The following is a 13761-nucleotide window of genomic DNA, read 5'->3' as shown; positions in this document are numbered from 1 at the left end:
GTCGCAGCACAGGGCGTTCTCAGCGCCGGGAACGTCCTCAGCTGCTACCTAGTTGGGTCTGGAATACCGGACAGCACCCGCCGGAAACCCCTGTTTGGCCCGCCATGAAGGGGCTTTAGTTGATACAGAAGCACTTTCGCTCGAACCACGATTTGCCTGACAACACAGCATTCCGCAACACGCAACAGCGATACACACATCCCCGCGATACGAAGGAGCCACCATGGCACCCGCCGATTTCACCACCGGTGCCCGCCCGGTCAAAGCAGCCCGAGGCACCGAGCTCACCGCCAAGTCCTGGCAGACCGAAGCACCCCTGCGCATGCTCATGAACAACCTCGACCCTGAGGTCGCCGAACGCCCGGATGACCTGGTGGTCTACGGCGGTACCGGCCGGGCCGTGCGCTCCTGGGCCGCATTCGATGCCATCACCCGCACCCTGGAAACGATGGACAAGGACGAGACCCTGCTGGTCCAGTCCGGCAAGCCGGTGGGCGTCTTCCGCACCAATGAATGGGCGCCGCGTGTGCTGTTGGCCAACTCCAACCTCGTCGGCGACTGGGCTACGTGGCCCGAGTTCCGCCGGCTCGAGGCCGAGGGCCTGATGATGTACGGGCAGATGACGGCCGGTTCCTGGATCTACATCGGCACGCAGGGCATCCTGCAGGGGACGTTCGAAACCTTCGCAGCCATCGCGCGCAAGCTCACTGGAGACAGCAATGGCACGCTCGCCGGCACCCTGACACTGACCGGCGGCTGCGGCGGCATGGGCGGCGCCCAGCCCCTCGCCGTCACCCTGAACGAGGGCGCCTGCCTGATTGTCGACGTCGACGAGACCCGCCTCCGCCGCCGCGCCGGCAAGCGCTACCTGGACGAGGTGGAAACCGACCTCGACGCCGCCATCGCCAAGGTCCTGAAGGCCAAGGAAGAGCGCCGCGGCTGGTCCGTGGGCTATGTCGGCAACGCCGCCGAGGTGTTCCCCGAACTCCTTCGCCGGCACAAGGCCGGCGAGCTGACCATCGACATCGTCACCGACCAGACCTCCGCCCACGACCCCCTGAGCTATCTGCCGGAAGGCATCTCCGTGGACGAATGGCACCGCGAAGCAGAAGCTGACCCGGAGGGCTTCACCAAGAAGGCCCAGGCATCGATGGCCAAGCACGTCCAGGCCATGGTCGAATTCCAGGACGCCGGCGCCGAGGTGTTCGACTACGGAAACTCCATCCGCGACGAGGCCCGCAAGGGCGGCTACAGCCGGGCATTCGAATTCCCCGGTTTCGTTCCGGCCTACATCCGCCCGCTGTTCTGCGAGGGCCTGGGCCCGTTCCGCTGGGTCGCCCTCTCCGGGGATCCCGAGGACATCGCCGTCACCGACAAAGCCATCAAGGAGCTCTTCCCGGAGAATCAGCACCTGCACCGCTGGATCGACGCCGCCGCCGAGCGCGTGGAGTTCGAAGGCCTGCCGGCCCGCATTTGCTGGCTGGGCTACGGCGAACGCGCCAAGGCCGGGCTGTTGTTCAACCAGCTGGTCAAGGAAGGCAAGGTCAAGGCGCCCATCGTGATCGGCCGCGACCACCTGGACTCCGGCTCCGTCGCCTCCCCGTACCGGGAAACGGAAGCCATGGCCGACGGCTCCGACGCCATCGCCGACTGGCCCATGCTCAACGCCCTGCTCAACACCGCCTCCGGCGCCACCTGGGTCTCCCTCCATCACGGCGGAGGAGTCGGCATCGGCCGCTCCATCCACGCCGGCCAGGTCTCGGTCGCCGACGGCACCGATCTCGCAGCGCAGAAGCTCGAGCGGCTCCTCACCAACGATCCCGGCATGGGCGTGATCAGGCATGTCGACGCCGGCTATGACCGCGCCGTCGACGTCGCCAAGGAACGCGGCGTCCGGATCCCGATGAACGAATCCACCCCAAGTAGCTCGCATTAGACGTCGTTTTGGCTGCTCAAAACGACAACAACTGCCAGTCAGTTGGGAAGAAGGAAGAAGAAATGACAACTATCACCACCCACGAACCGCTCACCGTTACCCTCGGTGCCAGCGGTGCCACGCCCGAGGACCTCGTCGCCGTCGCACGCCATGACGCCAAGGTGACCATCTCCCAGAACGCCCTGGAAACCGTCGCCAAGGTCCGCGCACACATCGACGAACTGGCCCACAGCGACGTGCCCGCGTACGGCATCTCCACGGGCTTCGGCGCGCTGGCCAACCGCCACATCCCCGGCGAGCTGCGGACCCAGCTGCAGAAGTCGCTGATCCGCAGCCACGCCGCCGGCATGGGCCCCGCGGTGGAACGCGAAGTAGTCCGCGGCATCATGTTCCTGCGCGCCAAGACCCTCGCCTCGGGCCGTACCGGTGTCCGGCCGGTGGTCCTGCAGACCATGGTGGACGTGCTCAACGCCGGCATCACCCCGGTGGTCCGGGAGTTCGGTTCGCTGGGCTGCTCCGGCGACCTGGCACCGCTGTCCCACTGCGCCCTGGTCCTCATGGGTGAAGGCGAAGCGACAGGACCCGACGGCGAACTGCACGGCGGCGCCGGCCAACCCACGGTTGCTGAACTGCTCGCCGCGCACGGCATCGAACCGGTGACGCTTGCCGAGAAGGAAGGTCTGGCGCTGGTCAACGGCACCGAGGGCATGCTGGGCATGCTCCTGATGGCCATAGCGGACCTGCGGCAGTTGCTGACGACGGCGGACATCACCGCCGCGCTCAGCGTCGAGGCGCTGCTCGGCACGGACCAGGTGTTCCTGCCCGAGCTGCACGCCGCCCTCCGCCCGCACCCCGGCCAGGCCGCCTCCGCGGACAATATGCTCCGGGTTCTGTCTGACTCGGCCATCGTGGCCTCGCACCGGGTGGGCGATTCACGTGTCCAGGACGCATACTCGCTGCGCTGTGCACCCCAGGTTGCGGGCGCCGTCCGGGACACGGTCGACCACGCTGAGCTGGTGGCTTCCCGTGAACTCGCGGCCGCCATCGACAACCCCGTGGTCCTGCCTGACGGCCGGGTCAGCTCCAACGGCAACTTCCACGGCGCACCGGTGGCGTACGTGCTCGATTACCTGGCCATCGCCGTGGCGGACCTCAGCTCCATCGCCGAACGGCGCACGGACCGCATGCTTGACCCGGCCCGTTCGCACGGCCTGCCGGCGTTCCTGGCAGCGGATCCGGGCGTGGACTCGGGCCTCATGATCGCCCAGTACACCCAGGCGGGCCTGGTCTCGGACAACAAGCGGCTCGCGGTGCCCGCCTCCGTCGACTCCATCCCGAGCTCCGCCATGCAGGAGGACCACGTGTCCATGGGCTGGCACGCCGCCCGCAAGCTCCGGAAGGCCGTGGAGAACCTCCGCCGCGTTCTCGCGATCGAACTCGTGACGTCGGCACGGGCCATAGATATGCGCACGCAGCTCTCGGATGGCCAGCTGACCCCGGGTCCTGCGGGGGCGGCTGTCCTCGAAGCGCTGCGGACCGTCGTGGGCGGTCCGGGCACGGACAGGTTCCTCTCACCGGAGCTCGAGGCCGCCGACCAGCTGGTCGGCTCTGGTGCGGTGCGGGCGGCAGCCGAATCCGCCGTCGGAAATCTCGCCTGACGGTGAACAAAGTGCACCGCCGGCAAACATTTTGCCGGCGGTGCCGAAATACTCCGCAACGGGCCGCACACAGCCCGGCGGGTGTAGTAGAACTAAAGGTGTAGTAAAAGTCACATCAAAGAGGCTGTGGCGGAAGAGAACATCCACAAAGGGGTAGAAGTTCAAATGAAAGCACGCGGGGCAGTCCTGTCCAGACGCATGGCACACGCAGCTACGGTCACCAACTGGGGATCGCTGCACGTGGGCGAGCGGGTCGAGATCATCAAGCATGCCCATGTCATTGCGGCAGGCGAGGTGGAGGAAGTCTCACGGAGCGGAAACGTGTTGTGGCTGATCTGCGGTGGAGCGCCTGAGTCGCAGCTCTTTATGAGGTCCGACGGCGTGCAGGTGCGCCGGATGTAATCCGGCAGAAGCGGCGCGGCAGGCCGCGCTCCGGAAAAACAAAAAGCCCCCGACCTTGGCTCATTCGGCCCTTCGGCCAGAATGAGTTCAGGATCGGGGGCTTTTTCGCGCGCTAGGCCGCGATGTCCTCGTGTGTTTCACCGAAGGGAACAGACTCGTCGAGGGCCACCGTGTAGCGGCCTGGCTCGAGGCGCGTGACCTTGATGCCGCAGGTGCCTTCCTGGGCGGCCGTTTCGATCAGCGTCTCCACGGCGCTTTCCAGGCCGTCGTGGACCTGGGCGGCACTCGTGAATGCCAGGTGGATGGACCGGGCATCCGCAGAGGGAGACGCGCTCGTAGGAGCGGTTGGGCGCTCCAGGGTTGCTGTGCTCAATGTACTGACTTTCTTTGGTTCTTGCCGGGGGGCAGTAGACCATTCTACCGGGAGTCAGGGCAAAGGTAAGATGACTGTCATTTGACAGCCATGTTGACGATAGTTGTCTTATCAACCATTCTGTCGTCCCGGGCCGGTAAAAGCCACACCGAGCAGCGCCCGGAGACCCCCTCCCTCGTGCTGCGCGCTAATGTTGGTCAGGTCTGAGAGGCCGACGGCGCAGGAGGCGACCGTGTTTGAAGGTGCCAGCATCATGTTCGCCGCGGCGGGCGTAGCCGTCTTTGTTGCCGCCATCCTGCCCAAGGCGCTGCGCGATGCTCCGATCTCCATGCCAATGGTCTTCCTGGGCGCCGGCGCGGCCGCCTTCGGCCTGCTTCCCAACCTTCCGGACCCGAACCCCGTCCAGCACCCCGAGCTGACGCTGCATCTGACCGAGATCTGCGTGATCATCTCGCTGATGGGAGCCGGGCTAGCGCTTGACCGTTCGGTGGGGCGGCGGAACTGGGCAACCACCTGGCGGATGCTCGGCATTGCCATGCCCCTATGCATGCTGGGCCTGACGCTCCTCGGACTCTGGCTGCTGGGCCTGGGACTTGCCGCCGCGCTCCTCGTGGCCGCCGCACTGGCACCCACCGATCCGGTCCTGGCCTCCGAGGTGCAGGTGGGCGAACCGGCCGACGAGGAGGAGGGCACCGACCAGGAGGACGAGGTCAGGTTCGCCTTGACCTCCGAGGCGGGACTGAATGACGGGCTGGCCTTTCCCTTTGTGTACCTGGCCATTGCCATGAGCCTTGTGGGGACGGCGCCGTCGGCCTGGTTTCCGGAGTGGTTCGGCGTGGACGTCCTGTGGCGCATCGGAATGGGCGTGCTGCTGGGCTACGGCACGGGCAAGGCGCTGGCACGGCTTTTCTTCTCCGCCCGGCATGACAGCATCCGACTGTCCAACCACTCCGAGGGCTTCGTCGCGCTGGCCGCCACCTTCCTGGCCTACGGTGTCACCGAAATGATCGAGGGCTACGGCTTCATCGCGGTGTTCGTGTGTGCCGTGACCATCAGGGCGGCGGAGCGCACCCACGGTTACCACCGCATTCTTCACTCCTACGTGGAACAGCTCGAGCGGCTGCTGACAGTGGTCATCCTGGTTCTCCTGGGCGGAGCGATCGCGCGGGGCCTGCTGGCCGACGTCGGCTGGGCTGAGGTGGGCGTTGCGCTGGCCTTCCTGGTTCTGGTGCGTCCGTTGTCCGGCTGGCTGGCACTGGCCGGCGGCAAGACCGGCCCCCGGGAACGGATCGCCATTTCCTTCTTTGGCATCCGGGGCATCGGGTCCCTGTACTACCTTGCCTACGCGCTGGGCCAGGGCGCCTTCGGGGACCGGGCGGAGTATCTGTGGAGCATCGTCGGACTCGTCGTGGCCATGTCTGTGGTGCTGCACGGCGCCACCACGGCGCCGGTCATGAAACGCCTGGACCGGCTGCGTGCACGTAGGGCCGCGGAGGAATTCGGCGACGAGGGAAAGGCGCCGCACACGCCGGTCTGACGCCGGGGAACGAATGAAGGTCCCGGGCCGTGAATATTCTGTATTCACTCCGGTGGTGTGGTGAGCTTGGATCATGGCAGGCAAAAGGTTGATATCCCGTATGGCTCTCGGCCTGGCAAAGTTGCTGGGGTTCGTGCTTGTGAGCTGCCTCTGCGGGGTCCTCGCGGCCAGCTTCCTGGTGCCCGGGGCCGCCCTCGCCGGCACCTCGGTCAGCAGGTCCATTTCCTACTTCAACAGCCTGCCCACCGAGCTCGCGGTGCCCGCCCCGTCGCAGACCACCCGCATGCTGACGGCGGACGGCAAACTCATCGCCACGTTCTATTCCGAGAACCGCGTCCGCGTGCCCCTGAAGCAGATGTCCCCGTTCATCCGGAAGGCCGCCGTCGCCATCGAGGACAGCCGCTTTTACGAACACAGCGGCGTCGACACGCAGGGCATCCTGCGCGCGCTGACCAGCAACCTGACCCGCGGCGACCGGCAGGGCGCCTCCACCCTCACGCAGCAGTACGTCACCAACATTGTGAACGAGTCCCTGATCTCCGAGGGCCGTGAGGACCAGGTGGTCCTCAGCGGGCAGAAGACCATGGGGGACAAGCTGCGCGAGATGAGGCTCGCGATGGCACTGGAAAAGAAGTTCACCAAGGACCAAATCCTCGAGGGCTACCTCAACATCGTCTTCTTCAACCGCAGCGCCTACGGCATTGAGGCGGCGTCCCAGTATTTCTTCAGCGTCCCGGCCAGCAAGCTGACCCTGCCCCAGTCCGCGCTGCTCGCGGGCCTGGTCAACAGCCCCAGCTTCTACGATCCCGTCACCAACCCCAAGAACTCGCTGCAACGCCGCAACCAGGTCCTTGGCGAAATGCTCAAGCAGAAGATGATCACCAAGAAGGAGCATGACGCCGCTGTGGCCTCCGGCGTCGGCCTGAAGGTGAAGCCCTCGCGGCAGGGCTGCGCCGCTGCCACCATGGCACCGTACTTCTGTGATTACGTGACCCGGCTCTTCCTCAACAACCCGGCCTACGGCGCGGACACCGAGGCCCGCGAAAAGCGGCTCTTCCGCGGCGGGCTGACCATCACCACCACCCTGGACAGCCGGCTGCAGGCGAAGGCCCAGGCGCAGGTGAACGCCACAGCCGGCGCCAATCCGGACAGGTGGGGCGCCTCGCTGGTCACGGTCCAGCCGGGCACCGGCCGGGTCCTGGCGATGGCGCAGAACACGGTGTACCTGCCCGGGCGCGGAAAGTTCGACACCCAGCTGAACTTCAACGTGGACGCCAAGGACGCGAACGGCAACGATCTCAACGGCGCCGGCGGGTTCCAGCCGGGCTCCACCATGAAGCCCTTCACCTTCGCCGAGTGGCTGCACCAGGGCAAGACCATGACCACCGTGGTGGACGCTTCGAAGCGCGAGTACCCGCTGGGCTTCCGCTGGCGGTCCTCCTGCGGCAAGGTGGCGGGCGGCTACAGCACGAAGCAGCGCAGGGCAGGACTCGAAACGGCTGACGACCTGCAGAATGCGTCGGAGGGCTACTACCGCAAGATGCCGGCCGACTACGGGCTCTACAACTCGATCAACACGGCCACTTTCGCAGAGGCCGCGCAGCTGGACTTCTGCGGGATCCAGAACATGGTCAACGCCGTCGGGCTCCGCAGCGGCCTGGACGGGACACCGGTGAACATGCACCAGCTGGGCAACCTCCTGGGCGGCACCGGGGTGGCGCCCCTGACTATGGCCAACGCCTTTGCCACCTTCGCCGCCGACGGCCGGTACTGCGTGCCGGTGGCCCTGGCCGGGGTGGCGGACATGGCGGGCAAGAAGCTGCCCGCGGAGGCCGAGGAATGCAGCGACACCGTGGACAAGAACGTGGTCCGCGGCGTAAACAAGGCGCTCCAGGACATGCTCAACAAGGGCTCCGGCATTTACATCAACCCCAAGGTGCAGAAGAGTGTGCCGGTGGCAGCCAAAACGGGTACCAACAACAGCAACAGTGCCACCTGGGTGCTGGGCTACACCACCGGCCTGGCCACGGCCTCGTTCTTCGGGGACGCCCTGGAGGGCCAGCAGCGGCCGGGCAGGAACCTCACTGTCAACGGCAAGCACTACGACCGCATTGACGGCTACATGATCGCGGGCCCGCAGTGGGCGAACTACATGCTCCAGGTGGCGCGGCTCTATCCGGCGGCCGCCTTCCCCAAGCCGCCGGGGTCGATCGTCAGCAAGCCCGCGGCCAAGCCCAAGGCGCCCGCCCGGCCAGCCCCGAAGCCCAAGCCCAAGCCCAAGCCCAAGCCTTAGCTCGACCAAGGATTAGCTGGCCCAAGGATGAGCCGGGCGGACCAGCAGCTGCTTAGCCCAGCAGCTGCTTAGCCCAGCAGGATGCTGACCAGCCGCGCGGCCACCCGGGCCGTCCGGTTGTCGATGTCGAAGGCCGGGTTCAGCTCGGCGACGTCCGCGTGCAGCAGCTTGCCGCTGGCCACCACCTGGCGGCAGACGGCACTGATCACCGGCAGCGGAACCCCATATGCGGCCGGGGCGCTTACTCCCGGAGCCACCGCCGCCGGCAGCACGTCAAGGTCGATGGTCAGGTACAGCACGTCGATTCCGCTGAGGAAATCCGCCACAAAGGCCTCCGCCGCCCCGGCAGTGCAGTCCTCATCCAGCAGGTACCGCACGCCCAGCTCCTCGGCGGTGCTGAACAGCGCCCGTGTGTTGTTGGGTTCGGAAATTCCGACGACGGCGTAGTTCAGTTCGCGTCCTGCGGCCGCTTCGGCGCGGGCCATCTGGAGGAACGGAGTCCCCGAACTCGGGGTGGCCTCATCCCTGAGGTCGAAGTGGGCATCGAGGTTGAGCACGCCCAGCCGCTGGCCATCGCGGACCGCCCGGGACCCTGCCACGCCGAGGTAGCTCGCGTACGCGGTCTCGTGGCCGCCGCCCAGCAGCAAGGTGAGGTGGCCGCCGTTGAGCAGTGCGGACACGGCGAGGCCGGCGCGGGCCTGGCCGGCCTCCAGCTCGCCGTCGCGGACCACCACGTCGCCGGCGTCGGCGGCGGCGCGCTCCGAGTGGTAGGCCAGGGGGCCCAGCGCACTGCGGATGGCCGCGGGGGCGGCCGCGGCTCCGGTCCTGCCCTTGTTCCGGCGCACGCCCTCATCGCTGCAGAAGCCGAGGATCACGGCAGGGCGTCCGGCGGTGACGGGAGCGTGCGGGACCGCAGTGCTGCCGGTTGCCGGCGCTACCGCCTGCCACCACCGGCGGTGGGCTTCACCGTCGCCGTCGTAGCGGCCTGTCCAGGGGCGGGGTGCAGCGTCAACCGAGAGCGCGGGAAAGTCCATGCTTCAAGCTCACCGTACGGACACAGCGAAAGCCAGCAGCGCCGCCGTCGTGATGTCTGAAATACCGGAACCGGCTTAAGCGCGAGATGGCACTTGGCGGCAGTGTCGCTGAGGAACACTGCCGCCAACTGCCATCTCCGGGGCGGGAAAGCGGAGGCTGTTACATGCCGAGTGCCTGTTCGATCGGGCCGATGGCGAAGAACAGGACGAAGGCTGCCGCGACGGCCCACATCAGCGGGTGCACTTCGCGGGCGCGGCCCTGGAAGGTGCGGATGAGGACGTAGGAGATGAAGCCGGCGCCCAGGCCATTGGCGATCGAATAGGTGAACGGCATCAGCGTGAACGTGAGGAAGGCGGGCAGGGCGATGCCCCAGTCCTGCCAGTGGATCTTGCCGATCTGGGCCACCATCATGAAGCCGACCACCACCAGAGCGGGGGCCACAGCCTCGAACGGCACAAGGTTAATCAGCGGGGTGAAGAACATGGCCACGAGGAACAGCAGGCCGGTCACGATCGAGGCCAGACCGGTCCGTGCGCCCTCGCCGATGCCCGCGCCGGACTCGACGTAGATCTGGTTGGAGGACACGGAGGCGCCGCCGCCGACGATGGCGCCCAGGGCGTCCACCTGCAGCACGCGGTCAACGTTGGGGATGTTGCCGTCCTTGTCCACAGTTCCGGCCTCGTTGGCCAGGCCCACCATGGTGCCCATCGCGTCGAAGAAGATGCTGAGCAGGATCACGAAGGCGAGCAGCGCGGCGGCCACCACGCCCAGATGGCCGAAAGCGCCAATGGGGTTGGCCTTGCCGATCAGCGAGAGATCGGGAGCCGCCCACTCGGTGAACTTGGGGGCAACCAGGGACCAGCCCTGCGGGTTGAAGTTCTTGCCGTCGAAGCTGGGGCCGATGTGCAGCGTGAACTCAAGGATGACGGCCAGGATGGTGGAGGCGACGATGCCGATCAGGATGGCACCCTTGACGTTGCGCACCAGCAGGGCGATGGTCAGGATCAGGCCGAAGACGAACACCAGGGTTGGCCACCCCAGGAGCTTGCCGTCAAAGCCCAGGCCCACCGGCACGGTGGTCCCGGCGGCGTCCGGAACGCGCCGGACGAAGCCGGCGTTGACCAGGCCAATGAGGGCGATGAACAGGCCGATGCCCACCACGATCGCGGTCTTGAGCCCGTCCGGAACGGCCCGGAACACGGCGGTCCGGAATCCGGTCAGGACCAGGATCATCATGGTGACGCCGGAAAGGACCACGAGCCCCATCATGTCCGGCCAGGTCAGTCCCGGGTTGGTGGCCACCGTCACGGCCACGAAGGCGTTGACGCCCAGGCCGGTGGCCATGGCAAACGGGTGCTTGGCCCACGCGCCCATGAGGATGGTCAGGACACCGGCGACAAAGGCGGTGACCGCAGCGACGGCTTGGAAACCGAGTGTGGCGCCGGAGGAGTCCGCAACGGACAGGATCAGGGGGTTCAGCACCACGATGTAGCTCATGGCGAAGAAGGTGGCGAAACCGCCCCGGATTTCACGGGAGAAGTTGGACCCCCGTTCGGATATCTTGAAGTACCGGTCCAGTGCAGAGCCCTGCTTGAGCATTAGTCCTCCGGTGAGAGTGTGGGGGTTACTTGAATCCTAGTAGGTTGCCGGGTGCCGTCCCAGCAAATTCGCCTAGTCTGTAAGGAAGTCAACACTAGGAGTAGTCTGCCCATGCGTTTCACCCGCCAGTTGCTGTCCGCCCTCCTTGGCGCGCTCGCGCTCGTCGCCCTGCTCCTCACCGCGGGTCCCGCTTCCGCGCACGACGCCGCCGAATCCAGCAGCCCGGCCGACGGCAGCACCGTGGCGACGGCGCCCGCGAAGGTCTCGATAACCTTCAACAACACCCCGCTGGGGCTCGGTTCCCAGGTCAAGGTAACGGATGCCGCCGGAACCGATTGGGCCGACGGCAAGGTGGAGATCGTGGACAACGTCGCCTCGCAGAAGCTGCGGGAAGGTGCCCCTGCCGGGAAGTATTCGGTCGTCTGGCGGGTGGTGAGCTCTGACTCGCACCCGATCGAGGGGACGTTCTCCTTCACAGCCACGGCGGCTGCGGCGGGGGCAGCGGCGGCGCCGGTTCCTACTGTCGGCACGCCGCAGCCCGGGGCAACGCAGGCCACGGGGACCGCGCCGGATTCCTCCGAACCCTTCCCGTGGAGCATCGTGGTGTTCGCAGCCGTGGCCCTCGGCCTGCTCATCACCCTGGGTGTGCTGGCCCGCCGGCGCCTAGGCGTGAGTGACGAGCCTGACCGCGACGGGAACTAACCGCTTTAGACGGCCGCGGCCTAAGAGGCCGCGGCTTTAGCCAGCCGCGGCCTCTTCAGAGCGCCGTGACTTCAAAGTGCCCCGACTTCAAAGTGCCCCGGCGGGCAGCGCCGGGAAACTCCCGGTCAGCACCGACGGCACGCTGTCCGGGTAGACCTTCGCCGAGATGGCCTGGCCCACCACCTTGGCCTGGCGCAGGACCTCCCTCGGTGTGGGCGTGATGAGCTCGCCGACGCCCACCAGGTAAATGCCGATGGCACGCATGGTTGCGACGAGGTTGGCGCCAATGGAGATGCCGAGGTCCGTGAGCATGCGCCGCAGCTGGCTGTGGGCACAGCGGGTGAGCACGATGTGGTCGGCCAGCAGCACGCCGTCCGGGGTGTGTACGGCCCAGCGGTGAAGCGAGGCCTCCGCCCCCGGGCCCATCTTGTCGAGCAACACGGCAGACGTGTCGCTGCGGATGTCCAGCTGGTGGCTCGACGCGTAGTTGCGCAGGTGCCGGAGGATTTCGTTCCGCTCCTGGAGCGACGCTGCCTCGGCGTCGTCGCACCGCTGCGGCGCGGATTTCTGGAAGGACTGGCCGTCCCTCGGGGATTCGAGCCTGCTGACGATGATTGAATCAACGCCCCGGCGCCGGAGTTCCGTGGCGATTGCCAAACCGGGAAGTCCGGTGCCGATGACCACAGTGGTGGTCCGTTCTGCGCCGCTGAGACCAGGCATGCGTGACACTACAACTTCCTCCTCGAGAATTTCGAAGCGCAGGCATCATCGCCGTGCACCGTCCACTGCCCCAGCAAGCAGACACAAGCCATCCCCGGATGTGCGGTGGAGCACAATCCGGACCGATAGTGCCTCGACATTACAGAATTTTTTGGTCGCTGGATACCCCACCTGAAACATTGGTTTGCGGGGCTTTGCACGGCGTTAGCGGCGCGCCCCGTGCGGCGCCGGAAGAGCACGCGGGAGCGGTGCCGGAAGAGCGCCCGGAACAGGCAGGAAACTGCCTTAGGAAAGGCCCGAAAAGCCGCGAAGGGACCGCTTGCTAAGAGATCGCGGACCGAGAATAGTTGGACTTAGGTGCAGGCTGTACGTAACCGGGAACCGGACGGCCTGCCGGTGCTGGCTAGGCACGCTGCTTCTGGCAGAATAGCCGCATCATCAGGCAGTATCGCGAGGAGGCGGACCACATGGACGCACACGAATTGCATCCCGACCCGGCACGGGATGGCGGTGCACGGCACGCCAGACCCCAGGGAATCGTGGTGGGCGTCGATGGTTCGGACCACGGACAGTGTGCCCTCGTTTGGGCCGCCCGTGAAGCCGAACGCCGCCGCAGTCCGCTTCATATTGTCACCGCCTACTCGGTGCCCATTTTCGCCGCCTCCGGACTCGACGGCGGCTATGCCACAGTGGACGACTCGGTGATCCGCGAGGGCGCGGAGGCCATCCTGCAGCACGCAGTGGACAAGGTGGCCGGCTACAACCTCAGCGTCAGCGCCTCGGTCGAGAACGGGGACGCTTCGGGCGTACTGCTCGACCTGTCCGAGACCGCCGAACTGCTGGTCTTCGGCACCCGCGGGCGGGGTGGCTTTGTTGGGCGGCTCCTTGGCTCCGTGAGCAGCGCGCTCCCCGCCCACGCCAAATGCCCCACTGTGACGGTTCCGCTGATCTGCTCCGACCGCTTGGGCGAGACCACCCAGGACAAGCACATCCGCGCGGAACAGGCCAAGGCCGGCCACGGCCCCGTGGAAAAAGCTGTCGTGGTGGGAGTGGACGGGTCCGAGCAGGCCCGCGTCGCCGTCCTGGAAGCAGCGGAGGAGGCCGAACGGCTGGGTGCGCCGCTGCGAGTAATCTGCGCCGTGCCGCAGTACAGCGGCTCCCTTGCCTGGGTTCCGGCCCCACTGGACCGGGAAGCGCTGTTCGCCGACATCCAGGTCCAGCTGAAGGCCGGGGTGGCCTGGCTGCAGAGCCATTTCCCGCGGCTGGCCATTGAGACCCGGCTGCTGGATGGATCGCCCGTGGATGTGCTGGTGGAGGCCAGCCGGCATGTTGAGCTGATCGTCGTGGGTACCCGCGGCCGCGGCGGCTTCACCGGCATGCTTTTGGGGTCGACGTCGGACGGCGTCCTCCACCATGCCAAGAGCCCCGTGATGGTGGTGCCGGACCGGGAGGACCCGCGGCTCGCAGACCGCGCCAGCTTCGGACCCATGCTCGGCGCCTCGTAGC

General features: G+C 66.8%; 11 protein-coding genes. 7 read left to right on the top strand and 4 right to left on the bottom strand.

The genetic code is table 11. From position 1 onward, the window contains the following. The first annotated feature begins 223 nt into the window (after positions 1 to 223). From hutU to ACTHQX_RS08570, 3 genes are all read left to right on the top strand, one after another. A complete protein-coding gene (hutU, locus tag ACTHQX_RS08580; RefSeq protein WP_440156857.1) occupies positions 224 to 1936 on the top strand; it encodes a urocanate hydratase in 1713 nt (570 codons plus the stop codon). A 62-nt stretch (positions 1937 to 1998) separates the two neighbouring features. Continuing rightward, entirely contained in the window at positions 1999 to 3594 is a 1596-nt protein-coding gene (gene hutH, locus ACTHQX_RS08575; protein ID WP_440156855.1) for a histidine ammonia-lyase, read from the top strand. A 165-nt stretch (positions 3595 to 3759) separates the two neighbouring features. Then, entirely contained in the window at positions 3760 to 3996 is a 237-nt protein-coding gene (locus tag ACTHQX_RS08570) for a hypothetical protein (protein WP_236806398.1), read from the top strand. 112 nt (positions 3997 to 4108) lie between these two features. On the opposite strand, the gene ACTHQX_RS08565 is transcribed toward ACTHQX_RS08570, so the two are convergent. Beyond that, complete coding sequence (locus ACTHQX_RS08565) at positions 4109 to 4369, bottom strand: hypothetical protein (RefSeq protein ID WP_236806399.1); 261 nt, start codon at positions 4367 to 4369, stop codon at positions 4109 to 4111. A gap of 232 nt (positions 4370 to 4601) precedes the next feature. On the opposite strand from ACTHQX_RS08565, the gene ACTHQX_RS08560 reads away from it, so the two are divergent. Both ACTHQX_RS08560 and ACTHQX_RS08555 read left to right on the top strand, forming a co-directional pair. Then, a complete protein-coding gene (locus ACTHQX_RS08560; RefSeq protein ID WP_440156851.1) occupies positions 4602 to 5906 on the top strand; it encodes a cation:proton antiporter in 1305 nt (434 codons plus the stop codon). Positions 5907 to 6006: 100 nt separating this feature from the next. Next, a complete protein-coding gene (locus tag ACTHQX_RS08555) occupies positions 6007 to 8199 on the top strand; it encodes a transglycosylase domain-containing protein (protein ID WP_440156848.1) in 2193 nt (730 codons plus the stop codon). 68 nt (positions 8200 to 8267) lie between these two features. Here the strand turns inward: ACTHQX_RS08555 and hutG are convergent, their stop codons facing one another. Further along, positions 8268 to 9233 carry a formimidoylglutamase gene (hutG, locus tag ACTHQX_RS08550; RefSeq protein WP_440156845.1) on the bottom strand — a complete coding sequence of 322 codons (966 nt, stop codon included), beginning with the start codon at positions 9231 to 9233 and terminating at the stop codon, positions 8268 to 8270. Positions 9234 to 9393: 160 nt separating this feature from the next. Next, positions 9394 to 10833 (bottom strand): NCS2 family permease, encoded by a 1440-nt coding sequence (locus ACTHQX_RS08545; RefSeq protein ID WP_236806403.1) that lies wholly within the window; start codon positions 10831 to 10833, stop codon positions 9394 to 9396. Between the two features lie 111 nt (positions 10834 to 10944). Here ACTHQX_RS08545 and ACTHQX_RS08540 point away from each other — a divergent pair, with 111 nt between their 5' ends. Next, positions 10945 to 11535, top strand: a complete 591-nt coding sequence (locus ACTHQX_RS08540; protein WP_440156841.1) for a copper resistance CopC family protein — start codon at positions 10945 to 10947, stop codon at positions 11533 to 11535. Positions 11536 to 11622: 87 nt separating this feature from the next. Here the strand turns inward: ACTHQX_RS08540 and ACTHQX_RS08535 are convergent, their stop codons facing one another. Then, positions 11623 to 12255: an FAD-dependent monooxygenase gene (locus tag ACTHQX_RS08535; RefSeq protein ID WP_440156977.1), complete on the bottom strand. Its 633-nt coding sequence runs from the start codon at positions 12253 to 12255 to the stop codon at positions 11623 to 11625. A 467-nt stretch (positions 12256 to 12722) separates the two neighbouring features. Between ACTHQX_RS08535 and ACTHQX_RS08530 the strand changes: the two genes are divergently transcribed. Then, on the top strand, positions 12723 to 13760 hold the full coding sequence (locus tag ACTHQX_RS08530) for a universal stress protein (RefSeq protein WP_236806405.1): 1038 nt from the start codon (positions 12723 to 12725) through the stop codon (positions 13758 to 13760). The last annotated feature ends 1 nt before the right edge of the window (position 13761 follow it).

Origin of the sequence: Arthrobacter sp. SAFR-023 (genome assembly GCF_051965295.1) — a bacterium.
GTDB lineage: Bacteria > Actinomycetota > Actinomycetes > Actinomycetales > Micrococcaceae > Arthrobacter.
The sequence above is the reverse complement of the archived record's forward strand: the minus strand, read 5'-3'. Positions and strand labels throughout refer to the sequence as shown.

What these genes read in the sequence shown, in the direction of transcription:
- hutU (WP_440156857.1), top strand. Translation starts at nt 224, where the DNA reads ATGGCACCCGCCGATTTCACCACCGGTGCCCGCCCGGTCAAAGCAGCC.
- hutH (WP_440156855.1), top strand. Translation starts at nt 1,999, where the DNA reads ATGACAACTATCACCACCCACGAACCGCTCACCGTTACCCTCGGTGCC.
- ACTHQX_RS08570 (WP_236806398.1), top strand. Translation starts at nt 3,760, where the DNA reads ATGAAAGCACGCGGGGCAGTCCTGTCCAGACGCATGGCACACGCAGCT.
- ACTHQX_RS08555 (WP_440156848.1), top strand. Translation starts at nt 6,007, where the DNA reads ATGGCTCTCGGCCTGGCAAAGTTGCTGGGGTTCGTGCTTGTGAGCTGC.
- hutG (WP_440156845.1), bottom strand. Translation starts at nt 9,233, where the DNA reads ATGGACTTTCCCGCGCTCTCGGTTGACGCTGCACCCCGCCCCTGGACA.
- ACTHQX_RS08545 (WP_236806403.1), bottom strand. Translation starts at nt 10,833, where the DNA reads ATGCTCAAGCAGGGCTCTGCACTGGACCGGTACTTCAAGATATCCGAA.
- ACTHQX_RS08540 (WP_440156841.1), top strand. Translation starts at nt 10,945, where the DNA reads ATGCGTTTCACCCGCCAGTTGCTGTCCGCCCTCCTTGGCGCGCTCGCG.
- ACTHQX_RS08535 (WP_440156977.1), bottom strand. Translation starts at nt 12,255, where the DNA reads ATGCCTGGTCTCAGCGGCGCAGAACGGACCACCACTGTGGTCATCGGC.
- ACTHQX_RS08530 (WP_236806405.1), top strand. Translation starts at nt 12,723, where the DNA reads ATGGACGCACACGAATTGCATCCCGACCCGGCACGGGATGGCGGTGCA.